This is a genomic window from Methylobacterium sp. Leaf106 (genome assembly GCF_001422895.1).
In the GTDB taxonomy this organism is placed as follows: Bacteria; Pseudomonadota; Alphaproteobacteria; order Rhizobiales; family Beijerinckiaceae; genus Methylobacterium; species Methylobacterium bullatum.
On record NZ_LMNB01000033.1, the window covers coordinates 61,254 to 88,145 of the forward strand.

A 26,892-nucleotide genomic window follows, 5' to 3' on the forward strand; every position below is an offset into this window, starting at 1 on the left:
TCGCCGGCCGAAGACGCGAAGGACGACAACCGTGACCATCGCCCCCTCTCCGAACTCGTTCCGCAACGGACCGGACGAGCGCGGCCGCTTCGGCATCTTCGGCGGTCGCTTCGTCGCCGAGACGCTGATGCCGCTCATCCTCGATCTCGAGAAGGCCTATACGGAGGCCAAGGCCGATCCATCCTATCAGGAGGAGATGAACGGCCACCTGACCCATTACGTCGGCCGCCCGAGCCCGCTCTACTACGCCGAGCGAATCACCGAGCACTTACGGACGAAGTCGGCTCCGGGCCATGGCGCCAAGGTCTTCTTCAAGCGTGAGGAACTGAACCACACCGGCTCGCACAAGGTGAACAACGTGCTCGGCCAGATCATGCTGGCCCGCCGCATGGGCAAGCCGCGGATCATCGCCGAGACCGGCGCCGGTCAGCACGGGGTCGCCACCGCCACCCTCTGCGCCCGGTTCGGCCTGAAATGCGTCGTCTACATGGGCGCCGTCGACGTGGCGCGCCAGGCGCCCAACGTCTTCCGCATGAAGATGCTCGGCGCCGAGGTGATCCCGGTGGAATCCGGCACCAAGACCCTCAAGGACGCCATGAACGAGGCGCTGCGCGACTGGGTCACCAACGTCGCCGACACGTTCTACTGCATCGGCACGGTGGCCGGACCGCACCCGTATCCGGCGATGGTGCGCGATTTCCAATCGATCATCGGTCTCGAGACCAGGGAGCAGATGCTGGAGATGGAAGGGCGCCTGCCCGACTCGCTCATCGCCTGCATCGGCGGCGGCTCCAACGCCATGGGCCTGTTCCACCCGTTCCTCGACGACCGCGAGGTGGAGATCTACGGGGTCGAGGCCGCCGGCCATGGCATTGCCTCGGGCCTGCACGCCGCCTCCCTGTCCGGCGGAAAGCCGGGCGTGCTCCACGGCAACCGGACCTACCTGCTGCAGAACGAAGACGGTCAGATCGCCGACGCCCACTCGATCTCGGCCGGCCTCGACTATCCCGGCATCGGCCCCGAACACGCCTGGCTGCACGAGGCCAAGCGCGTCACCTACCTCTCGGCAACGGATTCCGAGACGCTGGAGGCGTTCAAGCTGTGCTCGATGCTGGAGGGGATCATCCCGGCCCTCGAGCCGGCCCATGCCCTCGCCAAGGTGTTCGAGATCGCGCCGACGAAGCCCGCCGAGCATCTGATGGTGCTCAATCTCTCGGGCCGTGGCGACAAGGACATCCCGCAGGTGGCCGAGATCCTGGGCACCCGCCTCTGACAAAACCGCGCCTGGGAGTGGCCAAGTCGCAAACTCCCCGTTGACACCCGAAGGCGGATTTCTTTATACCGCCGATCTCTTCAGGGGCGCCCGCACCGCGCGGGTTCCTTTGTTATGGCGGGGTAGCTCAGTTGGTTAGAGCAGAGGAATCATAATCCTTGTGTCGGGAGTTCAAATCTCTCCCTCGCTACCAAGAATTCGACCCGCTAAGTCTCTGACTTAGCGGGTTTTTCTTTGCGCACTCTCGCTCCGCCGAAACATCCCGGCGACGCCTAGCCGATGGCGAGATTGAGCGTGCGATCCGCCGGCGAGATTCTGACCTGGCGGCCCCATTCGAAGGCCAGGAAATCCTGCTCGATGCCGTCGGCGAAGACGACGCCGCCATCGTTCATGCGCGAGGTCACGAGAAGCCCGGCATCGGTCAGCTTGCCCGCGCGCAGCCGCGTGCCGCTGGCGACGCTCGGGAACGGCTCGCGCACCCAGTAGCCCACCGCCGCCTCCTCCGTGCCGAGGGGGAGGGCGAGATGCGTCGCCTCGGCGATGGACCGCGCCCAGCCGGTCACCCCCGTACCGGACGCGACGATGAGCCCGCTGGAGGATTGATCCTCGGCCTCGCCCGCCGCTTCGACCCGGTAGCGCGCGGATTGGTGGCTGCGGTGCCCGACGAAGATCTCGTTCAGTGCGAACAGCGTCTCGCCATGGTCGAGCACGGCCTTGACCATGGTGCGCCGCTCCACCTGCGCCGCGCCGTTGACGCTCGCGGTGAGCACCTGCCCGAGCCGCTCGACGGCGACCCGGACGAGGATCCCGTCATAGAGGTCGGGCGCCGGGTTGACGCCGATCACGGGCTGCGCGCCGAGATACTTCGCGACATTGGCGACAAGCCCGTCCTGGCCCACGGCCACGACGACGTCGTCCGCGGCGAACAGGAAGCGATCGAGGTCGGCGCGCCGCACCAGGGCCTGGCGCCACTCCCCCGGGACCGAGGCCCGTGCCCGGGAGAGCACGGCGTGGAACCGTTCGTGCCGCTCGACCACATCCTCGAGTTTCTGCCCGCGGCTCTCGAGGAAGAAGCGCGCCTGCCCGTTCGTGGCGTGCCGGGCGATCAGGGCCTCGTAATCGGTCTCGCGGATGACGAAGACGGCGCGGTGGGTGAGGGCGGCCATGCTGAGCAGGTTTCACAAAAGTGGTCACCGGTTTTGTGTCTTAAAACCTGCGACATTTCAAAGATCTAAGCGAGGTGAAGCGTTGGCTTGCCGACGCGAACCTGCCTAGCGCGCTCCCACCAAGGGACGGGCCTTGTGGAACTCACCCATCACGGCGGCGAGGAGGTCGGGCGTCACGCTGACATGCTCGATCGTGTCGAGCTTGCCCGCCAGTTCCTGCGCGGCGAGGCCGAGCAGGATCGCGGGCGGCAGGTCGCGGTAGATCGCGACGCGCTGCGCCTCGGCCTGGACCTTGGCTCCCTCGACGAGGCGGATGCGCTCCGCTTCCGCCGTCGCCTCGACGCCCTGCGCCTCGGCCAGACCGGCCGCCCGGTTTCGCGCGTTCTCCGCCTCCTCGGCAATGAGGAGTTTCTCCCGGCGCGCCAGTTCCGTGCGCGTGGCGAGCTCGTTCTCTGCGATGGCACGCTCCTTCTCCACGGCGAGGGCGCGGCGGGAGAAGGTCGCCTCGTCGGCCTTCTGCTGCAGCGCCTCGAAGGTCGGAGTCTGCAGGGCGCGTTCGAGTTCGCTCGTGGGTGCGAGGTTGGTGAGCCGCACCGACACAGCGGCGACGCCGATCTCGGCCAGGGACTGGTCCGCCGCCAAGACGGCCTCCAGCCCCCCGCGCAGGGGTTCGGGGCCGGCATCGAGGATGGTGCGCACCGGCTTGCCGCCGAGATATTGCAGCACCGCCTGACTGGCGATGCCGGCCATGCGCGCCTCGATCTTTTCGATCGGCTCGCCCTGGAGCTTACCGGTGCGAAGGTCGATGGAGAAATCGATGCGGCTGGCCAGACGTTCCGGATCGATCACGTGCCAGCCGATCGTCCCCTGCACGGCGACGGCCTGGAAATCCTGGCTGCGGCCACGGACGAACAGCGTCATCTCGCGGTCGTCCATGGGCATCTCGGCGATGCTCGACGTCTCCGGGCGGAACCAGAAGACGAGGCCCCGGCCGCTCTGGCGGATGCGGCCCCGGCGATAGCGGATGACGTGGCTGCTCGCCTCGCTCCGCAATTGCGCGACCAGGCCGATGTTGCGGATCGATGCCATGGAAACCTCCTGTCGGGTCAGCGGGACGGTTGAAATCGGTAGAGTTCGGCGGGGCGGAACGACGTTCCGGCCTCGCGCGATCCGGTCGGCGCCAGCCAGCCCCGGTCGAGCATCCGGCGTCGGAAGGCCGGCTTGTTGAGCGTGGTGCCGAGAACCGCCTCGTGCACGTCCTGCAGCTGTCGCAGGGTGAAATGCCCGGGCAGGAGGGCAAAGCCCACATCCGAATAATCGAGCTTTCCGCGCAGGCGCAGCATGGCCATCGCCAGGATGTCGGCATGGTCGAAGGCGAGGGGCAGAACCTCACCCTTGGGCGACAGGGCCACCACGTCTCCGCCCGCCTCGCCCGACCACGGCACCTCGATCCCGGCCGCCACGAGGGAGGGTGCGCGCTCCAAAGCCTCGGCGAGGGCCGCCTCCGGCAGGAGGGCGAGATAGGCCACGCTGACGATCCGCATGCGCGGATCGCGGGCGAGCGCGCCGAACGTGTAGAGCTGCTCCAGATGCACCCCGGTTATCCCCGCCTTCTCATGCAGGACATGGAGAGCGGCCGCATCGAGGGTCTGGTCGATCCCCACGAAGCCGCCGGGCAGCGCCCAGCGACCCGCATGCGGATGCTGTTCGCGTTTCAGCAGCAGCGCCGCCGGGCGGCCCTCGCGCAGGCCCAGCAGGACGAGATCGACGGCGAGGGCAGGGCGCTCGTAGGCGGTGGGATCGTACTCGGCCAGGAATTCGGTTTCGGTCACGGGGCGAGCCTTATATGCGTTCTGCATCTTAGTTAGATGCAAATTGCATATAAGACAAGGACAGAGTTCGACGTCATCCGAAACGATGGTGAGGATCGGATGCCGTCGGGTCCGACTGACCCGTTTCGCCCGCTCTCACGATCTCAGGACGGCGGATGGGGAAAGACGCTCAACCTCCTAAAGACGGCCATGACGCACAGGGTGCTTCCGTGAGATCGTCACATAGTCCGGCCCGACCCTTGCTCCCCGGGATGCGACGGTTCCGCCGGATCGGGGTTTGAGGAGGAAGCCATGGCCGAGATGCCGAAGACCGAGCCCGTATCGGGTGGGCTCGATGCCTATATCGACGCCGCCTCCGCCCTCCTCGGCATTCCCCTCGATCCCGCCTGGGTCGCGGCGGTGGGCGCGAACCTCACCGTGCTTCAGGGCGCCGCCGGCCTCGTCGCGGGGTTTCCCCTGCCAGACGAGGCGGAGCCGGCTCCGGTCTTCGCGGCGTGAGCGGCGGTATGACCGATCCGAGCACGATGCACGCGGCCGACATCGCCGGGTCCGTCAGGGATGGGGCGATCAGCGCCCGCCTGGTGGTCGAGGCCGTGCTGGCGCGCATCGCGCGGGTGGACACGGAGGTCAACGCTTTCACCGACGTGCTGCCCGAACGCGCTCTGACGAGAGCCGATGCCGTCGATGCGGCGCGAGCCCGTGGGGAGGCGTTGGGGCCGCTGGCGGGCGTGCCCTTCGCGGTGAAGAACCTCATCGACATCGCGGGCCTGCCGACGCGGGCGGGCTCGAAGATCAACCGCGATCTCGCCCCTGCCGAACGGGACGGCGCCCTGGTGCGACGGCTCGAAGCCGCCGGTGCCATCCTCGTGGGCGGCCTCAACATGGGCGAGTATGCCTATGATTTCACCGGGGAGAACGTCCATGACGGCGCCACCCGCAACCCGCACGATCTCGGGCACATGTCCGGCGGCTCGTCCGGGGGTTCGGGCGGCGCCATCGGCGCGGGCCTCGTCCCCCTGGCCCTCGGCTCGGACACCAACGGCTCGATCCGCGTCCCGTCCGCCTTCTGCGGCTGCTTCGGCCTGAAGCCCACCTACGGCCGACTGACGCGGGCGGGGAGCTTCCCCTTCGTCGGCAGCCTCGATCATCTCGGGCCGATGGCGCGCAGCGTCACCGACCTCGCCTTGTCCTACGATGCCATGCAGGGCCCCGATCCGGACGACCCGGTGGCGACCACCCGTGCCCCCGATCCCGCCATGCCGAGCCTCGATGACGGCATCGGCGACCTCCGGATCGCCATGGCGGGCGGATACTTCGCGCGTGGCGGTGATCACGAGGCCTTCATGGCGGTGGAAACCCTCGCCGCATCGCTCGGCTGCGGGCGGCGAGTGGAGATCCCCGAAGCCGCGCGGGCGCGGGCCGCCGCCTACCTCATCACCGCCGCCGAGGGCGCCGCCCTCCATCTCGACCGGCTGCGGACCCGCGCCGCCGATTTCGACCCGGCCGTGCGTGACCGGCTGATCGCGGGGGCGATGATCCCGGCCCCCTTCGTCGAGCGCGCGCAGCGTTTTCGCCGCTGGTACCGGGCGGCGATGCTCGACCTGTTCCGCGAGGTCGACATCATCCTGGCCCCCTCGACCCCGTGCCGGGCTCCGAAATCGGGCCAGGTCACCTTCGAGCTCGACGGGGTGACCCTGCCGGTGCGGGCGAATATAGGCGTCTTCACCCAGCCGATCTCGTTCATCGGCCTGCCCGTAGTGGCGGTGCCGGTACGGCTCGACGACAGCCTGCCCCTCGGCGTCCAGGTCATCGCCGCCCCGTGGCGCGAGGATCTGGCGCTGCGGGTCGCGCGGCATCTCGAACGAAACGGCGTCGTCTCCGCGCCGCATGCGATCCTGTGAGCGAGCCGATGGAGATCGATGCGCCAGACGTGATCGCCGAGGTCGAGGCCGCCTTCGCGGCCTATGAGGCGGCGCTCACCGGCAACGACGTGGCGACGCTGGAAGCCCTGTTCCACGACGATCCCCGCACCATCCGCTACGGCGGGGCTGAGAACCTCTACGGCATGGACGCGATCCGTGCCTTCCGCCGCGCCCGCTCACCGGCCGGGCTGGAGCGGACCCTGTCCGATACGGTGATCACGGCCTATGGGCGGGATACGGCCGTGGCGATGACCCTGTTCCGCCGCGACGGATCGCCCGGCAAGGTGGGCCGGCAGAGCCAGACCTGGATCCGCTTCCCCGACGGCTGGAAGGTCGTGGCCGCGCATGTGAGCGTCATCGACGGTTGAGGCACGCCATTCCCCCGCCCCCGCGCGGGAGATCCGTGGCGTCCGCTCACGTCTCCTGAGGCGTCGTCTCGGTGACGACGCGGCGCAGGCGTCCCTTGCGCTTCTCGTACTGGAACATCGAGGTCAGGGTCGGATCGCTCGGATTTGGTGTCGAGACGATCGGCTCCGGTGCCGGTACCGGTTGGACCGCCGGGGCGGGGGCCACCCGCTCGAGCGCGAGGCGGACCACCTCGCGGTCGCGCCAGATCAGAGCCGCCACGGCGCCGTCGGCGGCCATCGTCGCGCTGGCGCCGTCGCTGAACGTGATCGGCAGGGTCGCGGCGGTATTGGCCGAGGATTCGAGCACGTCGAGCCCGAGGCCCACGAAGGACGCAGCAAAGCCGAAGGGCGACGGTAAGGCCTTGGTCGAGGTGGCCAGCGCACCCTGGAGACCGCGCACGATGTCACCGCTCCAATGCGCCTCTGGCGTCGACTCGGGCGCGAGCCCGAGATCGGTGAGATCCTCCACGCCGCGGGCCTCGCCGTTGGGAAAACGGAACACGCCGTTCTCGTAAGTGGCCACGCCCTCGCCGAAGGTGCCTGCCGTGATCCGAATATCCGTCATCGTGCCGTCCAGGCGGACGTCGCCCGCCGCCGTTCCCCAGAACAACGCAGCCATGTGTCCGAAACAGGGCATGGCCTCAGACGGCCAGGGCAGGCGCCGTACCATAGGCCTCCGCCATCTGGGCGATCGCCTCGAGCTTGGCATGGAGCGCCGACCAATCGTCCCGCTCGGCGATGGGGTCCCAGAGGCTCTCGACCTCCTCGATCAGCATCGTGCAGGGCGTGGTCCCGGCGAAATACGGGTGGTCGAGGCGGATGGTCTCCACGGGGGACAAGGATGCGAGGCTGGTTCTGACGGCGGCGAAATCCTCGCGCTCGTAGAAGGCGGAGGAAGGGCTCGCCGCCGCACGGTCGGCGCTGAGGAGACCACCGTACCAGTCGAAGAAGGTCTGCTCGAACGGCGCCCGGCTCTTCGCCAGGAAGCCCCAGAAGGCGGCGACGAACCGGTGCAAATCCGCCTCGTCCGCCGGCTTTGCCAAGCCCAGACGGGCGAGGAGAGCCTCGGCGAAGGCATCCTGAAGGCTCGATCCGAAGACCTTCAGGGCGCCTTCGAGGGCGTCGCGGTCGGCGAGCGGCATCAGGCATTCGGCGAGCCGGCTGAGATTCCAGAACAGGGCCTCGGGCTGGCGGCCGAAACTGTAGAGGCCATGGACGTCGAAATAGGCGGCGGTGAAGCCCGGGTCGCTGGTCGGCGTGAAGCGCCACGGACCGTAATCGAAGCTTTCGCCCGTGATGTTGATGTTGTCGGTGTTGAGCACCCCGTGGACGAAGCCCGCCGCCATCCACTGGGCCCCCGTGCGGGCGACCCGGCGGCAGACCTCCTCCAGGAAGGCGACGGCACGGGGCGCGGTCTCGTCGCGCCAAGCCTCCGGCAGATAGGTCCGCACCGCATGATCGAGGAGCTTCTCGATGTTGTGCGGCTCGTCCAGCGCCAGCAGGCGCTGGAAGCTGCCGATGCGGATATGGGAATGGCTGAGGCGCACCAGAACGCTGGACCGGGTGGGGGAGGGCTCGTCGCCCCGCTGCAGTTCCTCGCCGGTCTCGATGAGGCTGAAGGTCTTCGAGGTGTCGACGCCCAGGGCCTCGAGCATGGAGGTGGCGAGGATCTCGCGCATGCCTCCCTTCAGGGTGAGGCGGCCATCGGCCGTGCGCGACCACGGCGTGGTGCCGCTGCCCTTGGTGGCGAGATCGAGGAGGCGACCGTCAGCGAGGTCGTGAAGCTGGGCGAACAGGAAGCCGCGCCCATCGCCGAGATCGGCGTTGTAAGAGCGGAACTGGTGGCCGTGATAGCGCAGCGCCAAAGGCTGGGGCAGGCTGCCGGCGAGGGGCTGGAACCGGCCGAAATGCGCCACCCACGATTCGTCGGAAAGGTCGTCGAGCCCCACCCGCGCCGACCAGGGCCGGTTCCGGTAGCGCAGGATCGTCTTCGGGAAGTCGGCGGCGGCGACGACGTCGTAGAAATCGGGGCCGAGTTCGGCGTGCTTCGCGGCGGTGCGTGGTGATGGCATGGGCGGGCGCGGGTTCCTGCGAGGGCGGCCGGGATTCTAACGAGGGCAGGCCGGCGATGACAGCCGCCCCCGACCACGCGAGCGCCGATCGGAGAAGGGTCACGCACCTCCGAACCGCCGCTGCTCCGCCCGGCTCGCCAGGATGACGACCTTGCCGGGAAACCTCTCGATCAGGGCGAGGTTCCGGGCTCGCCTCTTGCGGTTCCAGGTCCAGACGTAATGCAGGAACTCGGCGTCGAGCCGTTCCGGGCATCCCCGCGCCGCGTCCGGCCGGACCCGGCCATAGCTCGCCGCCAGGCGCCGGATCACGCGCGCCATCGTCAGCCAGGCCGGGAGATCGAGATAGACCAGGGTATCCGCCGCCTCGAAGCGCGGCCCGATGACGTCCGTGTAGTTCCCGTCGATGATCCAGCGGGGGAGGGCCGCGAGGCGTTCGACTTCGGTACGGAACTCGGTGGCCGGCACGGGCTCCCAGCCGGGACGAAAATAGGCCTGGTCGAGATGGAAGACGGGCAGGTCATGCGCGGCGCCGAGACGCCGCGCCAGTGTCGATTTCCCGCTTCCGGGCGGCCCCATGACGATGACGCGCTGCATCCGAAAGGCATACCGCGCCGGGGGAGGATTTCGCCAGTCGACCAAGGGGGTATCCGGCGCCGCGCCGTCGCCCTCCGAGTCGGAATGGGCGACCCGGAGGGCAATCGCCACGTGACGCTCGTGGCGAACCCATGAGGCGACCAGGCCTGTCGCGGAGGGAGACGGCGCTCCCCCGCGCAGGCGCCCGACCCCGGTCAGGCCGCGCGGATCGTGGCGAGGAAGCGGCCCAGTTCGGAGTTGAGATGTTCGGACTGGCGCGACAACTCCGATGCCGCACCGAGCACCTGGCTGGCGGCAGCGCCGGTCTCCTCGGCGGCGCCGGCCACGCCCGCGATGTTCACCGTGACCTCGCCCGTGCCGGCGGCGGCCTGGGACACGTTGCGGACGATCTCCTGCGTGGCGGCGCCCTGCTCCTCCACCGCGGCCGCGATCGTGGTGGCGACGGCGCTGATCTCCTGGATGCGGGTGGTGATGCCGCCGATCGCCGAGACCGCCTGATCGGTGGAGCCTTGGATCGAGGCGATATGGCCGCCGATCTCCTCGGTCGCCCTGGCGGTCTGGTTGGCGAGTTCCTTCACCTCGGCGGCGACGACGGCGAAACCGCGCCCCGACTCGCCGGCACGGGCCGCCTCGATGGTCGCGTTCAGGGCCAGGAGGTTGGTCTGGCCCGCGATGGCGCTGATCATCGTCACCACGTCGCCGATCTTCGCCACGGCGCTGTTAAGGTCCTTCACGAGCAGCGCGGTCCGCGCGGTTTCCTCGACGGCGACATGGGCCAGGCTGGCCGAGGCGCTGACCTGACGGCCGATTTCCTGCACCGACGAGCCGAGTTCCTCGGCCGCCGCCGCCACGGTGGTGACGTTCGAGGCGGCCTGTTCCGCCGCGGCGGCGACGCTGGTGGATTGCGCGGCGGTCTGCGTCGCGGTGCCGGCCATGCCCTGCGCGGTGGCCTGCAACTCCGTCGCCGAACTGGACACGGTCTGGATGATCCCGCCCACGGCGGACTCGAAGCCGTCGGCCATGGACCGCATGGCGGCCTTGCGCTGTGCTTCCGCGCCGGCACGGGCCAGGACGGTCTCGTCTTCCAGAGCCTTCATCCGGTGCAATCCGTCCTTGAACACCTGCACGGCGTCGGCGATGCGCCCGATCTCGGTCCTGGCGTTCCGGTGCGGGATGGTCACCGACAGGTCGCCGGCGGCGAGGGCCTGCATCGGCCGCACCACGGAATCGATGTCTCGGGTCACGCCGCGGATGATCAGGAAGGCGGACAGGACGGAGAGGAGGACCGCGACGACGATGGCGGCGATGCCCAGGGTCCGAGCCTGTTCGAAGACCGACTTGCTCCGCGCCTGAGCCTGATCCGCCCCGACATTGTTCAGGCTCACCAGCTTTTCGAGGGCGTCCGACATGCCCCGGCGGATGGTGATCCCCTTGGTCTCGTAGAACGAGAAGGCCTGCGCCTTCTCTCCGCTGCGGGACATGTCCAGGATGGTCTGGCGGATCGCGGCGAATTTGGCGGCCTCGCGCGTGAACGTCTCGTAGAGTTCGCGCTCTTCGGGAGAGGCGATCATCCGCTCATAGGCGACCTTCTTCTCGTCGATCCTCTTTCCGAACCGCACGAGGTCGCCCTCGATGGTCGTCAGCCTCTGGGGGTCGGTCTCCTGCGTGTGACGCAGCATGACGCCGTTGTTGCGAGCCGTCAGAGTATCGATCTCGCCGAGGACACGAACGCTCGGAAGCCAATTGTTTTCGATATCGAGCGCCTGTTCGCGCATGCGCTGCGTACTGACGATCCCAAGCACCCCCAGGCCAATGACGAACAAAGTAAGCAGGGAAAATGCCGTGATGAGCTTGGCACGAATCGAGCGAGTTTGGATCGACATGGAAACCTCTTCCTGACCGCGGTTCGCGACGATCAGCCTATACTTGGGATTTGACATTCCAGCCGAACGGTTAACGATCACTTGTTGCGATCGGAAATTTTTCAGCATCGGCGTAGTATAGTTCCATCCACCGGGCAGCCTGGGACTCCTGCCGCCCACCCCCGATACCCTGGTCTCCGGCGCGCCGCCGCCGATACCGGTGCGCCGCGTCCCACGCGCCCAAGCCCCCATCCGACCACATTCGCCTTGCATAGGCGGCACGTCATGGCGCCGCGCGCGCCGGCGAAGGCGAGGATTGTCATGGGCGGTGCTGCAGCGGAGAAGCGGATGTCGCCCCCCGATGCCGGCCATGCGCCCGCCATCGCCTCGGCCCTGCGCACCATCGAGACCGAGTGCGAGGGCCTGCGCTGCCTGATGGAGGCCATCGGCAACGGTCTCGGCACCGCCTTCTCGGACGCCGTCGCCCGCATCTCCGCCGCCAAGGGCCGCGCCATCCTCACCGGCATGGGCAAATCGGGCCATGTCGGCCGCAAGATCGCGGCGACCATGGCCTCCACCGGCACGCCGGCGCTGTATGTCCATCCGGCCGAGGCGAGCCATGGCGATCTCGGCATGATCCAGCCGGAGGACGTCGTCGTCGCCCTGTCATGGTCGGGCGAGACCACGGAACTCGCCAACATCATCGGCTATGCGCGGCGCTATCGGGTCGGCCTCATCGCCATCACGGCGAATGCCGGCTCGACCCTCGGGCGTGAGGCCGATATCTGCCTCACCCTGCCCAAGGCCCGCGAGGCCTGCCCCAACGGGCTCGCGCCCACCACCTCCACGGCGATGCAGCTCGCTTTGGGCGACGCCCTCGCCATCGCCCTGCTCGAGGCCCGCGGCTTCTCAGCCCGCGAGTTCGGCATCTACCATCCCGGCGGACGCCTGGGGGCCTCGCTCCGGCAGGTCCGCGAGGTGATGCATGCGGGCGACCAGCTGCCGGTCGTCCGGCGCGGCACGGGCATGCGGGCCGCCATCGCCGAGATCGACGCCAAGGGTTTCGGATCGGTGGTGGTGGTGGAAGAAGACGGCCGCCTCGCCGGCATCCTCACCGACGGCGACCTGCGCCGCAACGTGTTCAGGGCCGATCTCGACAGCCTCGTGGTCGAGGCGCTGATGAGCGTCCGGCCGCGCACCGTGAACCAGGAGACCCTTCTCGCCAAGGCCCTGGAAATCCAGGAATCGATGAAGATCACCTCGCTGATCGTCGTCGAGAACGAGCGCCCCGTGGGCCTCGTCCATTATCACGACCTGCTGCGGGCCGGGGTCGCCTGACGACGGGTCCTACCCGGCGAAGTCTGGAGCGGATCCGCCAATGGTCTCGCGATGAGCGCTGGCGTCGGGCCGCGCTGTCCCGGCATCACACCGTCAGGCAGTCGAGGATAGGCTCCAGCATCCCGTCGATGATCCCTCGCGCCACCTCGGCCGGTCCCAGCGCACCGTCGAGGGCGAGCCGGGCGAGACCATGGACCAGGGACCAGCAGGCGATGGCCTTCGGGTCCGGGGCGGTATTATGGGACACCGCCGGTAGCCCGCCATCCTCGAAAGCGGTTCCGGCCACCGCGGCTTTCAGGAGCCCAAAGGCGCGTCCGGCGGCCGCCGCGTAGGCCGCGTCGCCCGTATCGATCCGCGCACAGCGCCACATCGTGTCGAACTCGGCCGGATGGTCGAGGGCGAAGCCGATATAGGCCCGGCCTTGCGCGCGAATACGCCCGTCTCGGTCCGTCGCGGCGGAATCGGCCGCGGCCAGCGCGTCGCCCAGCATCCGGAACCCCTCCGTCGCCACGGCGGTGAGCAACCCGCGCGCGTCGCCGAAATGATGCTGCGGGGCCGCCGGCGAGACGCCCGCCCGCCGCGCCGCCTCCCTCAGGGAAAACCCGTCGATCCCGCGCTCCCGCAGGATGGCCGTCGTCGCCCGGATCAGGGCGGACCGCAGGTCGCCGTGATGGTAGGCGGAGGCTTCTGTGGCTGGAACGCCCTTCGATGACTTGACAGTGTCAAGATGCTCACTCATGCTCGATCTATACGATGTCAAGATAAGGATGGGCAAGACGTGATCCCCGCAGCGAGCCTGTTCTCCCTCTGCAGCACGATCGCCCTCTTGGGCTGGGTCGCCCTCGCCATCGCGCTGTTCGCTCCCCGGCTCCGAAGGGCCACTTGGATCGGCACCGGTCTCATCCTGCCGGCGCTTCTGGCGGTGGCCTATATCGGCGCCCTGGCGGCAGGGTTGGCGGGCGGCGTGAAAGGCGGCTTCGACTCCATCGAGGCGGTACGTTCCCTGTTCGCGGACGACCATGCGCTCACCGCCGGCTGGATCCATTATCTCGCCTTCGACCTCTTCGTGGGTACGTGGATCGCTCGCGCCGGGATCGGGGCGGGGATCTCGCCTCTGTTGCTCCTGCCCTGCCTCGTCCTCACCTTCCTGGTTGGCCCGGCGGGATTGCTCCTCGCCCTCGTCGTCGGGTTCAGCACCGGCAGGCTCGGCCTGGAGACCCGGCCATGATCGCCTTCACCCTCGGCGGAGACGCTCCCCGCCCCACGGCGCTCGCCCGGCTTCGGGCGGACGATCCCGTTCTCACCGCCTTCGGCCTCGCCTGCCTGCTGACCGGCGCCGTCACCCTGGCACTCCCCCTCATCGACGGTCGGCTCATCGATGGCGCCTTCGTCTGGGCGAAGCCCGCGAAGTTCTTCGTTTCGGTCGGTGTGTACGCCCTGACCTTCGCCTGGTTCACCGGCTATGTCCGGCCGGATCGGCGCCGCTCCCGCTCCCTGCGCACCGGCCGGCTCCTGCTCATCATCGCGGGCGGGTTCGAGCTCGCCTACATCACCCTGCAGGCGGCGCGGGCCGAGGCGTCGCATTTCAACGACGGCGATCCGCTGCACGCCGCCCTCTACGCCCTGATGGGGTTCATGGCCCTGACCCTGCTCGCTGCCAAGATTCCCCTGGCCATCGCGGTGGCGGTCCGGCCACGTCCCGGCCTCGAGCCGAGCCTGCGTCTGGCGGTCATTCTCGGCCTCGCGACAACGGTGATCCTCGGGGCCGCCACCGGCATCGCCCTCAGCGCCAACCATGGCCATGCGGTCGGCCCTACCGGTGCGAGCCTGCCCCTGCTCGGCTGGAACCGGGCGGGCGGCGACCTGAGGATCGCGCATTTCCTCGGCATGCACGGGGAACAGATCGTGCCGCTCGCCGCCGCCTCCTTCATCGCCCTCGGCCTGCCGAGGCGACGGGTGCTCGTGACCCTGGCGGCCTGCCTCCTCTGCGGTGTCATCGCGGGGGCCTGGGTCCAGGCGGGGCGTGGTCTCGCCTTTCCCTTCGGTTGATCGCATCCTTCCCACCGCGATGACGTCGGCGGCGCTTTGAGGCGGCGGCGCGCTCGCCTATGCTTGGGGGAATGCCGCCCGTGCTCCGCCCCGTCCGCCGCCTCGACCCGATCCTCGTGGACCGCATCGCCGCGGGCGAGGTGGTGGAGCGCCCGGCCTCAGCCGTGAAGGAATTGGTGGAGAACGCCATCGATGCCGGCGCCACCAGCATCGAGGTGACCATCGAGGCGGGGGGCCGCCGGCTGATCCGCGTGGTGGATGACGGCGCCGGCATGAGCGCCGACGATCTCGCCCTCGCGGTGGAGCGCCACGCCACCTCGAAACTTCCCGGTGGCGACCTGAGCCGCATCGAGTCCCTCGGCTTTCGCGGCGAGGCGTTGCCCTCCATCGGGGCGGTGGCCCGCCTCTCCCTCACCAGCCGCACGGCCGAGGCCGAGAGCGGATCGACCCTGGTGGTGGATGCCGGCATCAAGGGCGAGGTCCGTCCCGCGCCGAGCCCGCGCGGCACGCGGATCGAGGTCACGGACCTGTTCTCGGCGACGCCGGCGCGGCTGAAATTCCTGAAATCCGACCGCGCCGAGGCGCTGGCCATCGCCGATGGGTTGCGGCGCCTCGCCGTGGCGCAGCCCCGGATCCGCTTCGCCCTCCGCTCCGAGAGCGGCAGCCCCCTCGTCTTTTCCGCCGAGACCGGCGACGACGCCGATCTGCGCCGGCTCACGGCGGTGCTGGGGCCGGATTTCGGCGCGAGTTCGGCCCCCCTCCACATGGCGCGGGAGGGCTTCGCCCTGTCCGGCCATATCGGCCTGCCGAGCTACCATCGCGGCGCGGGCAACCAGATCCACTTCACCGTCAACGGCCGCCCGGTACGCGACCGTCTGCTGCTGGGCGCCGTGCGCGGGGCCTATGCCGACACGATGAGTTCGGACCGTCATCCGGTGCTCGGCCTCGCCATCACCTGCGACCCCGCCCTCGTCGACGTGAACGTCCATCCCGCCAAGACGGAGGTGCGCTTCCGCGAGCCGGGCCTCGTCCGCGCCCTCATCGTCAGCGCCATTCACGAGACCCTGCGGCAGGTGGGAGCGCGCAATGCCAGCACCGGCGCGTCCCGCACCCTGGATGCCCTGCGCCCGGGCCATCCCTCATCGACGATGCGACCGGCGATGCAGGCGCATTCGGGTCGTGGCGCCTGGTCGGGCAGGGTGCCGCTTCCGCCGGGCCTGCCCTCGTTCGGCGCACCCGCCGGCCTCGCGCCGGCATCGTCCTTCGGGGCGCGCGGGGGCCTGTTCGAGGCCCCGCAAGCGGCGTTCGGCCGGCCGGAGACAGGGTTCGAGGAAGCAGGGCAGGCGCTGTTCTCCGGCGATCTCGCACCACCCGGCGCCGACCTGCGCCAGCCGGAGATCGAACCGCCCGACAGCGAGCATCCCCTGGGGGCCGCCCGCGCGCAGCTCCACGAGACCTACATCGTCGCCCAGACCCACGACGGGATCGTCCTCGTCGACCAGCACGCGGCCCATGAGCGCCTCGTCTACGAGCGGCTGAAGCGCGAGCGCGCCGCCGGCGGCATCGCCCGCCAGGGCCTCCTGATCCCCGACGTGGTGGAGATGGCGCCCCAGGACGCCGAGCGCCTGATCGCGGCCGCCCCCGACCTCGACCGTCTCGGCCTCACTCTGGAGGCCTTCGGCACCGGCGCCGTCCTCGTGCGCGAGGTTCCGGTGGCGCTGGCCGATTCGTCCACCCGCCATCTCCTGGAGGACATCCTCGACGCCCTCGACGAGAGCGGACTGGAGGAGGGGAGTGCGGACGGCACCGAGGGCGGCCCGCTCGGGCGGCGCCTCGACGCGATCCTTTCGCGCATGAGCTGCCATGGCTCGATCCGCGCCGGCCGGCGCCTGCGCCCCGAGGAGATGAACGCCCTCTTGCGCGAGATGGAGGCCACCCCGTTCGCCGGCACCTGCAACCACGGCCGCCCGACCTTCGTGGAACTGAAGCTCCACGATATCGAGCGGCTGTTCGGCCGGCGCTAGGCCTTCAGACGGCAGCCAGAGCGGAAGCCGCGTCGAGCGCCCCGGCGAGGGCCTTCTCGCGGGCCTCCGGACCGAGGGCGATCCCCTCGGCGATGACGAATTCCGGGTTGGTCACGCCGATGAAGCCGAGGACGACCCGCAGATAGGTCTCCGCATGCTCCGCCGAGGCGGCAGGGGACCCCGCACCGTAGAGGCCGCCGCGCGCCACGGCGACGATGACGCGTTTCTCCGGCACCAGGCCGACGGCGCCGCTCTCGGTGTATTTGAAGGTCTGGCCGGCCACGAGGATGCGGTCGATCCAGGCCTTGAGCTGCGTCGAGATCGTGAAATTGTAGAGCGGTGCGCCGATCACCACGATGTCGGCGGCCAGGAACTCCGCCAGCACCGCGCGGCCGAGCGCGACGTCGTTCTTGATGTCGGGCGTGTTGGTGGCGTTGGGCTGATGGCCAGCGAGATAGGCGCCAGAGAGGTGGGGGATCGGCGTGGCGGCCAGATCGCGATAGGTCACCTCGAGATCGGGCGCTCCCGTGCGGAGGCGGGCGACGATGGCGGCCGAGACGGCGCGGCTGACGGAATGCTCGCCCAGGATGCTGCTGTCGATGTGCAGAAGATTCATGTTCGATCCTCGGTATCAGAATGATACCGAGGCGCTATAGAGTACCGGAGCAGCGCTCGCGCAAGGAGGCACATTCGTGGAACCCGGTCACAGCGACGTAACCGAGGCACAGCCCATTCACCGCCCCGGCGATTGCCGGGTGGTCGGTACGGTCCTGGCGCGGGTCGGCGACAAGTGGAGCATCCTCGTGGTGATGACGCTCACGGACGGCCCCCGACGCTTCAACGAATTGAAGCGGATCATCGGCGGCATCTCGCAGCGGATGCTCACCTTCACCCTGCGCGGCCTGGAGCGCGACGGCCTCGTTTCGCGCACGGTCACTCCGACAATCCCACCCCGTGTCGATTACGAACTCACCGAGCTCGGCCGCTCGCTTCAGGTGCCGGTCCAGGCGCTCGGCTCCTGGGCCTTCGCGAACCTGCCCACGATCCAGGCCGCGCGGACCCGTTTCGACGCGGGTGCCGAGCCCGACGCGGCGTAAGTGTCTTATGCGGAATGGGGGCTGATCCCGCCGGCCAAACGGGGTGGGAACAAGCGCACGGTCGAGATGCGGGCCGTGGATGCCATGCCGGGCCCCATCAGTGCGGCCTTTGAGGCAGAGGCGTTCCGGCGATAGTGCTCCTCATCCACCACGTCGTCCTCATCACCCCTCATCACGCGCGCCTCATCTCGTTCGCACATCATGGCGAGGTTCGCGGCGCGCCGGAGCATCATCGCTTCGGAGAGAGTGACACCACCACCAATCTGCATTGCAAGATCAGCAAAAGAAGAGCGCCAGCGACGTGCGGTGATGCTACGTCAATCAGCACGCTCGCCATCGATCATAAGCTCGGACGCACCGGCGATCTCGGCGATCTCGTTCTTTGTCATGTTGTTTTAGTTACAATAGTTAGATGCATCAGTGATCATATAACGCATCTTGAACCAGAGCGGAACATATTGCGGCGCGCAGTGCTTTACCGCTCGTCTTGGATCAATCTGCCTGAGTGTCTTCTTCGGCATCAGATGAAGGGGCGCCACTCCAGACGGCAGCGACGTCAAACAGCTTGCCAGGAACACTTGCTGACGGACGCACAATGGTATGCCCGTATTTCCGCATGATCGTTCCAACATACCGCCCAACGAATTGCTTAGCGGCGCTCAAACGCTTCAGATCAGTCCGCTCTAACGGCATCAGGACCGGCGACAAGACGGGGACCAGCGCCGTGACAGCCGGGAGGCCTTTTTCCGAGAGCGCACGGAACTCAGTGTAACGGTCGGGTGTGTCAATGAGGGCGATGAGGCGCTGACCAAGGTCAGTTTGGCCGAAATGCTCGAAATGGGTTTCCAAGACGTCCTCCTCATGCGGTCATCACGATATGGGCTATCGCTAAATCGGCATCATTGCAGTTCTCGATCCCGCCATTCTGCGACTGCCTCAGTGGCGTATCGTGGACGTGACGAATGTCAGGACAACAAGACGGCGGCGTTCAAGCCCGGTCATGCCGCCTGCCGTAGCTCGACGCGGCACCGGCCGTCGATCTCGAGCGGAAGATAGAGGCAGGGCCTGAGCGGCGTGTCGAACCGCTCATCGATCCCGACACTAAGACCAGGGCGCTCGGAGGCTGACTCGCCGGGAAGACCGGCCGCTCAGGTCCAGTAAAGGATCCGCGCGAAGGGCAATTCGCGCGCGACGGCGGCGGTGATCGTCTCCCGCATCGTCCGCATCAGATCGCGGGGATAGACGTATTTCACCGAGCCGAACTTGGTGAGCTTGCGACTGCGCTCGTCCTCCCGCATCGGCAGGTCGGAGCCGGGATACCAGCCCTGGAGCACGTCCTTCGACCCCGGTGTGAACCGGTGCGTGATGAGCTCCACGGTGAGGTCGGGGTTCGACACGCCGGACAGCGCCTCCGCCACCTCCCGCAGGAGCCCCTCATAGGCATCCGGCCAATCGGGAACGGCGATGATCGGCGCGATGGTGAGACCCACCGGGTAGCCGGCCCGCGCCATTGCGCCGAGCGCCTGCAGGCGGGCGTCGAGGCTGGCGGTGCCGCCCTCGTAGCGCCCGGCGGGACGCGCGTTGAGGGAGAAGCGAGCGCGGGTCCGACCCCGATGGGGCAGGGCCAGGAGCGGCTCGACGGCGGCGAACTTCGTGGTGAACCGCAATTGCACCGCCGCGTCCCAGGCGCCGAAATGCGTGATCGCCGCCGAGAGCGAGCCGGTCAGGTGCTCGATGCCGAGGGGGTCGGTGTAGCACGAGGCCTCGAAGGTGGTGCCCTCCTCGACGCGCCCGGCCTGGGCCGAAGTGACACCGCCTTGGCCGAGATAGGCCGGCAGGTTCCCGAGGATCGCGTCGAGATTGGCATAGGCCCGCGTCACCGGCGGGCCGGAGAGGGAGCCGGCGAGGTAGCAATATTGGCAATGGGCCGGGCAGCCCTCGGCGAGATCGAAGCGCCAGTCGGCACTGGGCGGGATCGGCTGCAGGCGCAGCTTGCTCGGGGGCGCCACCACGATGGCGAGGGTGGCCTTCGCCTCGCGATAGGCGCGGCGCGGATCCTCGTCGCGCAGGCCCGTGAGGCGGTTGCTCGTCAGGCACTCCACCGGGAGACCGAGCGCCTCGGCCCGCGCCAGCATCGCACGGCCCTGGGCATGGTCCAGGGCCGCCGGCGTCACCAGGACACGGCAGGGCCGCCACAAGCGCGGGTCACGCGGAGCATCCGCCGTCTCGGCCTTCGCCGGGTCGGCCGTGACGGGATCGCGCGTGGCGTCATCGAGGACCATTCCGGGGCAACGCGGCGGCGATGCCCCGGGGTTCCCGGCGCGCGCGGGGGTCGCAGGCTCAGGCCTCGAAGCGCGAGAAAGCCAGGGCGGTGTCTCCGTAGACCCGCCGCTCCAATTCGGTGAAGCCGGGCGGCAGCGCGACATTGGCGCCCGCCGCCTCCTCCACCACCACAAGGGCGCCGGGGGCGAGCCACCCGCCATGGGATGCGCTCGCCAGCGCAGCCGGCGCGAGGTCGCGGTTGTAGGGGGGGTCGCAGAAGACCAGGGTGAAGGTCCCGCTGGTGCCGGCCGGGCCGAGCTTGGTCGCATCGCGACGGAACAGCCGGGTCTTGCCGGCGCAGCCCAGGGCATCGATGTTCTCGCGGATCAGACCGCGCGCTTCGGCGCCCTCGTCCACCAGGAGGGCATAGCTCGCCTCGCGGGACAGGGCCTCGAAGCTCAGCGCCCCGGTTCCGGCGAAGAGATCGAGGACCCGCGCGCCGGCCACCGCGTCGTCATACGCATGGGCGAGGACGTTGAAGAGCGCCTCGCGCAGTCGATCCGAGGTCGGCCGGATCGCGTCCGATTTCGGGGTGGCGAGGCGGCGTCCACGCAGGTCGCCGCCGACGATCCTCACCGCGAGCCGCCACGGGGCGGACGTCCGCCCCCGCCACCGGGCTTGCCGCCCGCGCCACCGCCGCGATTGCCGAACCCACCGGGCTTGGCCGAACCGCCGGGACGGGAGGAACCGCCTGCCTTGAACCCGCCCGGCCTTGCGGCCCCGGCGGGCTTGCCCGATCCGCCGGGCTTTCCGAACCCACCGGGCTTGCCGAACCCACCGGGCTTGCCACCGGGCCGGAAGCCGCCGCGATCGGCGCCCGAGCGTTCGGCGCCGATGTCACGGTCGCCGCCCTGGCGGTCGTCGGAGCGGCCCTTGAAGCCCGCTCCCTTGAAGCCGCCGGGCTTGAACCCGCCCGGCCGGCCGCCGCCGGGACGATCGTCGCCGCCACGATTGAAGGCCGGCTTCTCGCTGCGGAATCCCGCCGGCTTGTCCCCACGCGGCTCGCCGCGATTGAAAGCCGGACGTTCCGCGCGGTCGTTGAAGCCGCCGCCATCGCGAGGCTTGAAGCTGCGGGGGCGCTCGTCGCCGCCACGAGGCGGACCGCGCCGCTCGGCGCCATCGGCGGGCCGCCCGAAACCGCCGCGCGGAGCATCGTCCCGGCGCGGAGGCCTCGCATCGCTGCGCGGGGGCCTGGAATCGCTGCGCGGGGGCCTGGAATCTCCGTCGAACCGGCGCTGCGGCGGCCGGGCATCGGCCTCCTCGCGGCGGGCCGCCTTGGCATCGGATTGGCGCAGCGTCCGGACCGGGCGCTCGGCGCCGCCCGTCTCGTCGCGCCGGGCACCGCGATCACGGCGATGCGGCTCGGGGGCCGGCTCCTGCGGGCTCGCCTTCAGGCGCTCCACCAGAACACGGCGTTCGCCGGTATTGATCGCGCCCACGCGCTCCCGGCCGCGAGCGGCGGAGGCCTCACGCTCGGCCTTGGGATCGGCGCCACGGCGGGGGATCTTGACCCGGCGCGCACCATCCTCCTGGGGTGCTGCCTCTTCGGCACGCCAGACCGAGCGCCGGGGACCGGCGCTGTTGCCGCCCGTGGGAACCCGTGCGGGTTCGGCGGGCCTGCGCAGGGGGCGGTCGCCGCCACGGTCGCGGTCGCCACCGCGCTCGCCGCCGCGCGGGGCGTCGTCGTAGCTGCGCCCGGCGCTTCGCGCCGCGGCGGCCGAGGCGCTGCGGGCGGGCTGCTTGGTCTGTTGCTGCGCGGCCTTCGGCGAACCGAACGGGGCGATCGGCTCACGGTTGGGGCTGGTGAAATCGACGCCGGCCTGGTCGGCGAGGGTCGGGCCGAGCTGCTCCTTGAGCACCTTGGTGCGGATCTCCTCGACGAGGCCCACTTCGAGGTCGCCGAGCTGGAACGGGCCGAAGGACAGGCGGATCAGCCGGTTCACGGCCAGACCCAGGTGCTCGAGGATGCGCTTGACCTCGCGGTTCTTGCCTTCGCGCAGGCCCAGCGTCAGCCACAGGTTGTCGCCCGAGGCCCGGTCGAGGACCGCGTCCACGGGGCCGTAATCCATGCCGTCGATGGTGACGCCCTTGCGCAGCTTGTCGAGCTCGGCCTGATTCGTGTCGCCATGCGCGCGGACGCGGTAGCGCCGCAGCCATCCGGTATCGGGATGCGCGATCACCTTGGCGAGGCCGCCATCGTTGGTGAGCAGCAGCAGGCCTTCGGTGTTGATGTCGAGGCGGCCGATGGCGACCACGCGCGGCAGGTCCTCGGGCAGGGCCTCGAAGACGGTCTGGCGCCCTTCCGGATCGCGTGCCGTGGTAACGAGGCCCCGCGGCTTGTGATAGATCCACAGCCGGGTCCGCTCGCGGGCGGGCAGGGGCTCACCGTCGACGGTGATCTCGTCCGCATCCGTCACGTTGATCGCCGGCGAGGTCAGCACCTTGCCGTTGAGGGTGACGCGGCCCTCGGCGATCATCACCTCGACGTCGCGGCGGGACGCGATGCCGGCGCGCGCGATGGCCTTGGCGATACGGTCGCCCTCGGGCGTCGCCGAATCGGAATCACCGGTGGCACCCGCCTCGACGGCCTTGGCCGCCGGCCGCGGCAACGCCGCCTTGCGGCGCAGGGGGGCGTCGCCGCCCCTGGCGGGCGCGGCCCGGCGCGGAGCCGGCTGCTCTTCGGCGGAAGGTCCGGGCACACCCGCATCGGTCGCCGGGGACCACGCTTGGCCGGAAACGTTGTTGGTCTCGGGCGCGTCCTCGGACCCGCCCGTCTGTTCGTCTGTCTTGTCGCTCATCCGAGCCCCATAACAGAGCGGAGGCGAGGTTGCGAGCGATTGCGCGTGGAGCGGCCCGCCCGCCGCGCAAGGGGGCGTTGCAGCCGCATACGAAAAAGGCGGCCTCCCGGCCGCCTTCTCTAATATCCCGTGCCGAAGCTCAGAGCTTGCTCTTCACCGTGTCGGCGGCGTTCTTGACGCCGTCCTTGGCATCGCCGACGGTCTTCTGGGCTTCGCCCTTCAGTTCCTGGGCCTTGCCCTCGGCCTTGAGCTTGTCGTTGTCCGTGGCGTTGCCGATGCCCTGCTTCACGTTGCCGACCGCTTCGTTGGCGAGACCCTTGATCTTGTCGGTGGTGCTGCTCATCGTCTGCTCCTGAAAAGATCCTGCGGCCTTGCCGCGTCGGGAAGGAAACGGCTCCATCGCCGCGATGTTCCTGCCGGGCCATCACGGGATCTCGACCCGCCGGGTTTCTCGATGAAGACAGATCTTGGGTTCGACGACAGTGAATGCCCCCCTCTCCCCCAGCACCGGCACCGACCCTCTGAGCCTCGCCTTCGATGCCGCCCGCCGCGCGGCCGACGAAGGAGAGGTGCCGGTGGGGGCCGTGATCGTGCGGGACGGCGCGATCCTCGGCGTCGCCCATAATCGCCCCCGCGCGCTGCGCGATCCCACCGCCCATGCGGAGATCCTGGCGATCCGCGCCGCCTGCGCCGCCATCGACGACGAGCGCCTGATCGGCTGCGATCTCTACGTCACCCTGGAGCCCTGCCCGATGTGCGCGGGTGCCATCTCGTTCGCGCGCATTCGCCGGGTCTATTTCGCGGCCCTCGACCCGAAGGGCGGCGGGGTCGAGCATGGGCCGCGGGTCTTCAACCAGCCCACCTGCCACCATGCGCCGGAGGTCTATGGCGGCTTGCGCGAGGCGGAGGCCGCCACGCTCCTGCGCGATTTTTTTCGCGATCGGCGGGAGGGCTGAAGCCAGGAGCCTTCCCGGGCCCTGGGACGTTCGGCAACAGACCCTCGCCATCCGGAGATGCCCCATGGTCCCGACCTACCAGCGTGCCCTCATCGTCGGCGCCGGCGAAGGCCTGAGCGCCTCGCTGGCGCGCCGCCTGTCCCGCGAAGGCCTTCGCCTCGGCCTCGCCTCGCGCTCCATCGGCAAGCTCGAAGAACTGGCGGCCGAGACCGGCGCCGCCCTGCATTCCTGCGATGCCGTCGACCCGTCGGAGGTGGAGGCACTGTTCGCCCGGATGGAACCGGCCCTGGGCGGCCCGCCCGACGTGGTGATCTACAATGCCAGCGGCCGGTTGCGCGGCCCCGTCGCCGATCTCGACCCGGACGCGGTGCGTCACGCCCTGATGGTCTCGGCCTATGGCGGTTTCCTCGTGGCCCAGGCCGCAGCAAGACGCATGCTGCCGGGCCGCCACGGGGCCATCCTGTTCACGGGGGCGTCGGCCAGCGTGAAGGGCTATGCCGAATCCGCCGCCTTCGCCATGGGCAAGTTCGGCTTACGCGGCCTGTCGCAGAGCCTCGCGCGGGAGCTCCAGCCGAAGGGCATCCATGTCGCCCATTTCGTCATCGACGGCGGGATCCGCAGCGCCTCCCGCCCGGAGCCGGCGGATGCCCCCGACAGCCTGCTCGATCCCGACGCCATCGCCTCGGCCTATTGGGACGTCCTGCGGCAGGATCGCAGCGCCTGGACCTCCGAGGTCGCGCTGCGTCCGTGGGTGGAGCGGTTTTGAGGCATTTGGGAGCGCCTCGGAACCGCCCGGCCGTCAGTCAGGCCGCCGCCAGCGGCTTCGAGACATCCTCCAGGGACTTGCCCTCGGCGGCCGTGCCCCAGATGCCGCCGACGATGGCGGCGATCAGCATCAGCGCGGCACCGATGCCGTAGCCGATCAGCACGTTGTCGCGGGACCCCGTCTCCACCAGCGCACCGAACAGCAGCGGGCCGGAGACGCCGCCGATGCCGGTGCCCAGCGCGTAGAACACCGCGATGGCGAGCGCCCGGATCTCCAGCGGGAAGGTCTCGGCCACGGTGAGGTAGGCGGCGCTCGCGGCGGCGGAGGCGAAGAAGAACACCACCATCCAGGCCGCCGTCTGGCCCACGGGACCGAACACCTCGATCTTGAACAGGTAGCCGGTGATGGTGAGCAGCACCGCCGAGATGCCGTAGGTGAAGGCGATCATCTGGCGGCGGCCGATCGTGTCGAACAGCCGGCCGAGCAGCAGCGGGCCGAGGAAGGAGCCCAGCGCGAAGGGCAGCAGGTACCAGCCGACATGGTCCCCCGGCACCCCGTAGAAGCGCTGGAGCACGAGGGCGTAGGTGAAGAACAACGCGTTGTAGAAGAACGCCTGCGCGATCATCAGGGCGAGGCCCACCAGGGTCTGCTTGCGGTAGCCGACCAGCATGGTGCCGAAGACTTCCTTCAGCGGCGTGTGGCTGCGCGTCCTCAGCTTCATCCGCTTGGATTCGTCCACCGGCGGCAGGGTGATGCCCTCGTCGGTGAAGCGCTTCTCGATGCCGGTGACGACCCTGTCCGCCTCGGCGACGTAGCCGTGGGTGGCGAGCCAGCGCGGGCTCTCGGGAATCCATGTCCGCAGAGCCAAGATCACGAGGCCGATGCCGCCGCCGACGAAGAAGGCGATGCGCCAGCCCCAGGCCGGGTCGATCATGCCGGGGCGCAGCACGGCGATGGAGAGGAAGGAGCCCAAGGCCGCCCCGATCCAGAACGACCCGTTGATGACGAGGTCGGTCCAGCCGCGCACGCGGGCCGGGACGAGTTCCTGAATGGTAGAGTTGATGGCGGTGTATTCGCCGCCGATGCCCGCGCCGGTGAGGAACCGGAAGATGCAGAAGCTGTAGATGTTCCAGGACAGGCCGGTGGCCGCGGTGGCGGCGAGGTACAGGGCCAGGGTGATGAAAAACAGCTTCTTGCGGCCGATCCGGTCGGTGAGCCAGCCGAAGCCGAGCGCCCCCACCACCGCGCCGACGAGATAGGAACTCGCCGCCAGGCCGATATCGAACTCGGTGAAGCTCATGGGCTCGGCCCGCAGGGCGCCCACGAGGGAGCCCGCCAGGGTGACTTCGAGGCCGTCGAGCACCCAGGTGATGCCCAGCGCCACGATGACGAGGATGTGGAAGCGTCCCCAGGGCAGCCGGTCGAGACGAGCGGAAATATCGGTGTCGATCACCGTGCCCATCGGAACCCGCTCCGGCGGGGCGGAGCCCGGCTTTGCCTCGACCATACTCGTCATCGACGCCTCGTTAACTCTCGGATACGATTGCTGTGGGCAATGAACGGCCAAGCCTCGCGGTTCCGTCGGCGTCTTTACCTGTTCACGCTTCACTCGGAGTACGCGTCTCCGGGTGCCTCGACCGATGAATCCCCGCCTCCTCTCCGCCATCCTCGCCACCACGGTGCTTGCGGGTGCCGCGCTCGCGCCGCCGCCGCTGCGCGCCAATGAGGCGTCACACAGGCCGCCGCGTGGCGCCGAAGGCTGGCGCCTGCGCCCCGCCGACGTGACGACGACGGGAAGTACCGGTGCGGCGATCAAGGACCGCCCGAGCGCCGACATCCCGGCGGAGCGGCGCGCGGTGCGGGTGGTCTATCCCGGCCTCCTGGCCGATCGGTGAGCATCCGGCCCGGCCGCGCAGGCGCGCGCCGACGGCGCGGATACGAGCCTCCACCTTGGGTCGACCATTCGGCGGTCGCTCCGCCCGGCAAAGGGCGAGTGGTTCGCGCGACTCAATGGCGGCTCGCCACTACAGCGTAATACGATTGGGACAACGGTAAATAATGAAACGAACTCAATAATCAAAATATTGATGCGGTTGAATGACTCAAATCAACTGTCCCACATTGCCTTGATACAAGTGATTTACATATAACTGCGAACATATAGATAGAAGCAACCGCATTCTAGATACATCTATGATAAAAACCGCATCATAAATATTTCATATCGCAAATATACCGACAGTATCATCGTCAATAGACAAAAGTGTGACTGCGGTCGCCCTGCAATGCTCGACCACCGCCGAATGGACCATCCCATCGTCTATGTCCGATTTGCGAAAACTCTCATTTATACGAAAAATTGACTCTAAGGATTGACGTTCTCGCAAGCCTATGAGTTGCAGGGTCGGGTCTGA

At 69.0% G+C, this 26,892-nt stretch carries 28 protein-coding genes and 1 tRNA gene; 13 read left to right on the forward strand and 16 right to left on the reverse strand.

Annotated features, from left to right (window positions below):
- Nucleotides 1-31 precede the first annotated feature (31 nt).
- Both trpB and ASF34_RS17940 read left to right on the forward strand, forming a co-directional pair.
- Nucleotides 32-1,273 (forward strand): tryptophan synthase subunit beta, encoded by a 1,242-nt coding sequence (gene trpB / locus ASF34_RS17935; protein ID WP_056163106.1) that lies wholly within the window; start codon nt 32-34, stop codon nt 1,271-1,273.
- A 116-nt stretch (nt 1,274-1,389) separates the two neighbouring features.
- A tRNA-Met gene (locus ASF34_RS17940) sits at nt 1,390-1,466 on the forward strand.
- A 79-nt stretch (nt 1,467-1,545) separates the two neighbouring features.
- On the opposite strand, the gene ASF34_RS17945 is transcribed toward ASF34_RS17940, so the two are convergent.
- The 3 genes from ASF34_RS17945 to ASF34_RS17955 all read right to left on the reverse strand — a co-directional run bounded on the left by ASF34_RS17945 (nt 1,546) and on the right by ASF34_RS17955 (nt 4,271).
- Entirely contained in the window at nt 1,546-2,439 is an 894-nt protein-coding gene (locus ASF34_RS17945) for an NAD(+)/NADH kinase (RefSeq protein WP_056163109.1), read from the reverse strand.
- A 105-nt stretch (nt 2,440-2,544) separates the two neighbouring features.
- Complete coding sequence (locus ASF34_RS17950) at nt 2,545-3,528, reverse strand: SPFH domain-containing protein (RefSeq protein WP_056163113.1); 984 nt, start codon at nt 3,526-3,528, stop codon at nt 2,545-2,547.
- A 17-nt stretch (nt 3,529-3,545) separates the two neighbouring features.
- Nucleotides 3,546-4,271, reverse strand: coding sequence for an NUDIX hydrolase (locus ASF34_RS17955; protein ID WP_056163677.1), 726 nt, complete (start codon nt 4,269-4,271; stop codon nt 3,546-3,548).
- 291 nt (nt 4,272-4,562) lie between these two features.
- On the opposite strand from ASF34_RS17955, the gene ASF34_RS17960 reads away from it, so the two are divergent.
- From ASF34_RS17960 to hpxZ, 3 genes are read left to right on the forward strand one after another with little or no spacing between them, the layout of a single operon-like run.
- Nucleotides 4,563-4,769: a DUF4089 domain-containing protein gene (locus ASF34_RS17960; protein WP_018043168.1), complete on the forward strand. Its 207-nt coding sequence runs from the start codon at nt 4,563-4,565 to the stop codon at nt 4,767-4,769.
- Nucleotides 4,770-4,777: 8 nt separating this feature from the next.
- Nucleotides 4,778-6,172 (forward strand): AtzE family amidohydrolase, encoded by a 1,395-nt coding sequence (locus ASF34_RS17965; RefSeq protein ID WP_056163116.1) that lies wholly within the window; start codon nt 4,778-4,780, stop codon nt 6,170-6,172.
- Nucleotides 6,173-6,180: 8 nt separating this feature from the next.
- Nucleotides 6,181-6,561: an oxalurate catabolism protein HpxZ gene (gene hpxZ / locus ASF34_RS17970; protein WP_056163681.1), complete on the forward strand. Its 381-nt coding sequence runs from the start codon at nt 6,181-6,183 to the stop codon at nt 6,559-6,561.
- A gap of 46 nt (nt 6,562-6,607) precedes the next feature.
- On the opposite strand, the gene ASF34_RS17975 is transcribed toward hpxZ, so the two are convergent.
- From ASF34_RS17975 to ASF34_RS17990, 4 genes are all read right to left on the reverse strand, one after another.
- Nucleotides 6,608-7,219 carry a hypothetical protein gene (locus ASF34_RS17975; protein ID WP_056163120.1) on the reverse strand — a complete coding sequence of 204 codons (612 nt, stop codon included), beginning with the start codon at nt 7,217-7,219 and terminating at the stop codon, nt 6,608-6,610.
- Nucleotides 7,220-7,241: 22 nt separating this feature from the next.
- Nucleotides 7,242-8,672, reverse strand: coding sequence for a protein adenylyltransferase SelO (locus ASF34_RS17980; RefSeq protein ID WP_056163123.1), 1,431 nt, complete (start codon nt 8,670-8,672; stop codon nt 7,242-7,244).
- A gap of 99 nt (nt 8,673-8,771) precedes the next feature.
- Nucleotides 8,772-9,377, reverse strand: a complete 606-nt coding sequence (locus ASF34_RS17985; protein WP_244479042.1) for a hypothetical protein — start codon at nt 9,375-9,377, stop codon at nt 8,772-8,774.
- 83 nt (nt 9,378-9,460) lie between these two features.
- A complete protein-coding gene (locus ASF34_RS17990) occupies nt 9,461-11,149 on the reverse strand; it encodes a methyl-accepting chemotaxis protein (RefSeq protein ID WP_056163126.1) in 1,689 nt (562 codons plus the stop codon).
- A 300-nt stretch (nt 11,150-11,449) separates the two neighbouring features.
- On the opposite strand from ASF34_RS17990, the gene ASF34_RS17995 reads away from it, so the two are divergent.
- Complete coding sequence (locus ASF34_RS17995) at nt 11,450-12,466, forward strand: KpsF/GutQ family sugar-phosphate isomerase (RefSeq protein WP_056163129.1); 1,017 nt, start codon at nt 11,450-11,452, stop codon at nt 12,464-12,466.
- Nucleotides 12,467-12,551: 85 nt separating this feature from the next.
- Here ASF34_RS17995 and ASF34_RS18000 read toward each other — a convergent pair whose 3' ends face one another.
- The gene (locus ASF34_RS18000) at nt 12,552-13,205 is read right to left on the reverse strand and encodes a TetR/AcrR family transcriptional regulator (protein ID WP_056163131.1); all 654 of its coding nucleotides are present in this window, start codon (nt 13,203-13,205) and stop codon (nt 12,552-12,554) included.
- Nucleotides 13,206-13,244: 39 nt separating this feature from the next.
- On the opposite strand from ASF34_RS18000, the gene ASF34_RS18005 reads away from it, so the two are divergent.
- From ASF34_RS18005 to mutL, 3 genes are all read left to right on the forward strand, one after another.
- Nucleotides 13,245-13,694, forward strand: coding sequence for an ABA4-like family protein (locus ASF34_RS18005; RefSeq protein WP_056163135.1), 450 nt, complete (start codon nt 13,245-13,247; stop codon nt 13,692-13,694).
- The gene (locus tag ASF34_RS18010; protein WP_056163138.1) at nt 13,691-14,515 is read left to right on the forward strand and encodes a hypothetical protein; all 825 of its coding nucleotides are present in this window, start codon (nt 13,691-13,693) and stop codon (nt 14,513-14,515) included. The genes ASF34_RS18005 and ASF34_RS18010 overlap by 4 nt, the downstream gene beginning before the upstream one ends.
- A 71-nt stretch (nt 14,516-14,586) precedes the next feature.
- Nucleotides 14,587-16,539: a DNA mismatch repair endonuclease MutL gene (gene mutL, locus ASF34_RS18015; RefSeq protein WP_056163141.1), complete on the forward strand. Its 1,953-nt coding sequence runs from the start codon at nt 14,587-14,589 to the stop codon at nt 16,537-16,539.
- A 4-nt stretch (nt 16,540-16,543) separates the two neighbouring features.
- Here mutL and ASF34_RS18020 read toward each other — a convergent pair whose 3' ends face one another.
- Nucleotides 16,544-17,155, reverse strand: a complete 612-nt coding sequence (locus ASF34_RS18020) for an FMN-dependent NADH-azoreductase (RefSeq protein WP_056163145.1) — start codon at nt 17,153-17,155, stop codon at nt 16,544-16,546.
- A gap of 76 nt (nt 17,156-17,231) precedes the next feature.
- On the opposite strand from ASF34_RS18020, the gene ASF34_RS18025 reads away from it, so the two are divergent.
- Nucleotides 17,232-17,636: a winged helix-turn-helix transcriptional regulator gene (locus ASF34_RS18025; RefSeq protein WP_056163148.1), complete on the forward strand. Its 405-nt coding sequence runs from the start codon at nt 17,232-17,234 to the stop codon at nt 17,634-17,636.
- Nucleotides 17,637-17,641: 5 nt separating this feature from the next.
- Here the strand turns inward: ASF34_RS18025 and ASF34_RS18030 are convergent, their stop codons facing one another.
- The 6 genes from ASF34_RS18030 to ASF34_RS18055 form a co-directional block, all read right to left on the reverse strand.
- Nucleotides 17,642-17,905 (reverse strand): hypothetical protein, encoded by a 264-nt coding sequence (locus ASF34_RS18030; RefSeq protein ID WP_056163151.1) that lies wholly within the window; start codon nt 17,903-17,905, stop codon nt 17,642-17,644.
- A gap of 223 nt (nt 17,906-18,128) precedes the next feature.
- Complete coding sequence (locus ASF34_RS18035) at nt 18,129-18,485, reverse strand: hypothetical protein (RefSeq protein WP_056163155.1); 357 nt, start codon at nt 18,483-18,485, stop codon at nt 18,129-18,131.
- A 299-nt stretch (nt 18,486-18,784) separates the two neighbouring features.
- Entirely contained in the window at nt 18,785-19,918 is a 1,134-nt protein-coding gene (locus tag ASF34_RS18040) for a spore photoproduct lyase family protein (protein WP_200913321.1), read from the reverse strand.
- Nucleotides 19,919-19,976: 58 nt separating this feature from the next.
- Nucleotides 19,977-20,534 carry a 16S rRNA (guanine(966)-N(2))-methyltransferase RsmD gene (rsmD, locus tag ASF34_RS18045; protein WP_018043184.1) on the reverse strand — a complete coding sequence of 186 codons (558 nt, stop codon included), beginning with the start codon at nt 20,532-20,534 and terminating at the stop codon, nt 19,977-19,979.
- Nucleotides 20,531-22,756 (reverse strand): pseudouridine synthase, encoded by a 2,226-nt coding sequence (locus ASF34_RS18050; RefSeq protein WP_156465770.1) that lies wholly within the window; start codon nt 22,754-22,756, stop codon nt 20,531-20,533. The genes rsmD and ASF34_RS18050 overlap by 4 nt, the downstream gene beginning before the upstream one ends.
- Nucleotides 22,757-22,895: 139 nt before the next feature.
- Nucleotides 22,896-23,099 (reverse strand): CsbD family protein, encoded by a 204-nt coding sequence (locus ASF34_RS18055; protein WP_026175827.1) that lies wholly within the window; start codon nt 23,097-23,099, stop codon nt 22,896-22,898.
- A gap of 139 nt (nt 23,100-23,238) precedes the next feature.
- Between ASF34_RS18055 and ASF34_RS18060 the strand changes: the two genes are divergently transcribed.
- Nucleotides 23,239-23,712, forward strand: a complete 474-nt coding sequence (locus ASF34_RS18060; protein ID WP_018043187.1) for a nucleoside deaminase — start codon at nt 23,239-23,241, stop codon at nt 23,710-23,712.
- Between the two features lie 64 nt (nt 23,713-23,776).
- Nucleotides 23,777-24,478: an SDR family NAD(P)-dependent oxidoreductase gene (locus ASF34_RS18065; protein WP_056163158.1), complete on the forward strand. Its 702-nt coding sequence runs from the start codon at nt 23,777-23,779 to the stop codon at nt 24,476-24,478.
- A 37-nt stretch (nt 24,479-24,515) separates the two neighbouring features.
- Here the strand turns inward: ASF34_RS18065 and ASF34_RS18070 are convergent, their stop codons facing one another.
- Nucleotides 24,516-25,994: an MFS transporter gene (locus ASF34_RS18070; protein WP_026175828.1), complete on the reverse strand. Its 1,479-nt coding sequence runs from the start codon at nt 25,992-25,994 to the stop codon at nt 24,516-24,518.
- Nucleotides 25,995-26,118: 124 nt separating this feature from the next.
- On the opposite strand from ASF34_RS18070, the gene ASF34_RS18075 reads away from it, so the two are divergent.
- Entirely contained in the window at nt 26,119-26,373 is a 255-nt protein-coding gene (locus ASF34_RS18075) for a hypothetical protein (protein WP_018043190.1), read from the forward strand.
- Nucleotides 26,374-26,892: the final 519 nt, after the last annotated feature.

Bases quoted from the DNA above. Each gene is read 5' to 3' on its own strand.
- ASF34_RS17945 (WP_056163109.1), bottom strand. From the start codon at position 2,439: ATGGCCGCCCTCACCCACCGCGCCGTCTTCGTCATCCGCGAGACCGAT.
- ASF34_RS17950 (WP_056163113.1), bottom strand. From the start codon at position 3,528: ATGGCATCGATCCGCAACATCGGCCTGGTCGCGCAATTGCGGAGCGAG.
- ASF34_RS17960 (WP_018043168.1), top strand. From the start codon at position 4,563: ATGGCCGAGATGCCGAAGACCGAGCCCGTATCGGGTGGGCTCGATGCC.
- ASF34_RS17965 (WP_056163116.1), top strand. From the start codon at position 4,778: ATGACCGATCCGAGCACGATGCACGCGGCCGACATCGCCGGGTCCGTC.
- hpxZ (WP_056163681.1), top strand. From the start codon at position 6,181: ATGGAGATCGATGCGCCAGACGTGATCGCCGAGGTCGAGGCCGCCTTC.
- ASF34_RS17975 (WP_056163120.1), bottom strand. From the start codon at position 7,219: ATGGCTGCGTTGTTCTGGGGAACGGCGGCGGGCGACGTCCGCCTGGAC.
- ASF34_RS17980 (WP_056163123.1), bottom strand. From the start codon at position 8,672: ATGCCATCACCACGCACCGCCGCGAAGCACGCCGAACTCGGCCCCGAT.
- ASF34_RS17990 (WP_056163126.1), bottom strand. From the start codon at position 11,149: ATGTCGATCCAAACTCGCTCGATTCGTGCCAAGCTCATCACGGCATTT.
- ASF34_RS17995 (WP_056163129.1), top strand. From the start codon at position 11,450: ATGGGCGGTGCTGCAGCGGAGAAGCGGATGTCGCCCCCCGATGCCGGC.
- ASF34_RS18000 (WP_056163131.1), bottom strand. From the start codon at position 13,205: ATGAGTGAGCATCTTGACACTGTCAAGTCATCGAAGGGCGTTCCAGCC.
- ASF34_RS18010 (WP_056163138.1), top strand. From the start codon at position 13,691: ATGATCGCCTTCACCCTCGGCGGAGACGCTCCCCGCCCCACGGCGCTC.
- mutL (WP_056163141.1), top strand. From the start codon at position 14,587: ATGCCGCCCGTGCTCCGCCCCGTCCGCCGCCTCGACCCGATCCTCGTG.
- ASF34_RS18020 (WP_056163145.1), bottom strand. From the start codon at position 17,155: ATGAATCTTCTGCACATCGACAGCAGCATCCTGGGCGAGCATTCCGTC.
- ASF34_RS18030 (WP_056163151.1), bottom strand. From the start codon at position 17,905: ATGCAGATTGGTGGTGGTGTCACTCTCTCCGAAGCGATGATGCTCCGG.
- ASF34_RS18040 (WP_200913321.1), bottom strand. From the start codon at position 19,918: ATGGTCCTCGATGACGCCACGCGCGATCCCGTCACGGCCGACCCGGCG.
- ASF34_RS18050 (WP_156465770.1), bottom strand. From the start codon at position 22,756: ATGAGCGACAAGACAGACGAACAGACGGGCGGGTCCGAGGACGCGCCC.
- ASF34_RS18055 (WP_026175827.1), bottom strand. From the start codon at position 23,099: ATGAGCAGCACCACCGACAAGATCAAGGGTCTCGCCAACGAAGCGGTC.
- ASF34_RS18065 (WP_056163158.1), top strand. From the start codon at position 23,777: ATGGTCCCGACCTACCAGCGTGCCCTCATCGTCGGCGCCGGCGAAGGC.
- ASF34_RS18070 (WP_026175828.1), bottom strand. From the start codon at position 25,994: ATGACGAGTATGGTCGAGGCAAAGCCGGGCTCCGCCCCGCCGGAGCGG.
- ASF34_RS18075 (WP_018043190.1), top strand. From the start codon at position 26,119: ATGAATCCCCGCCTCCTCTCCGCCATCCTCGCCACCACGGTGCTTGCG.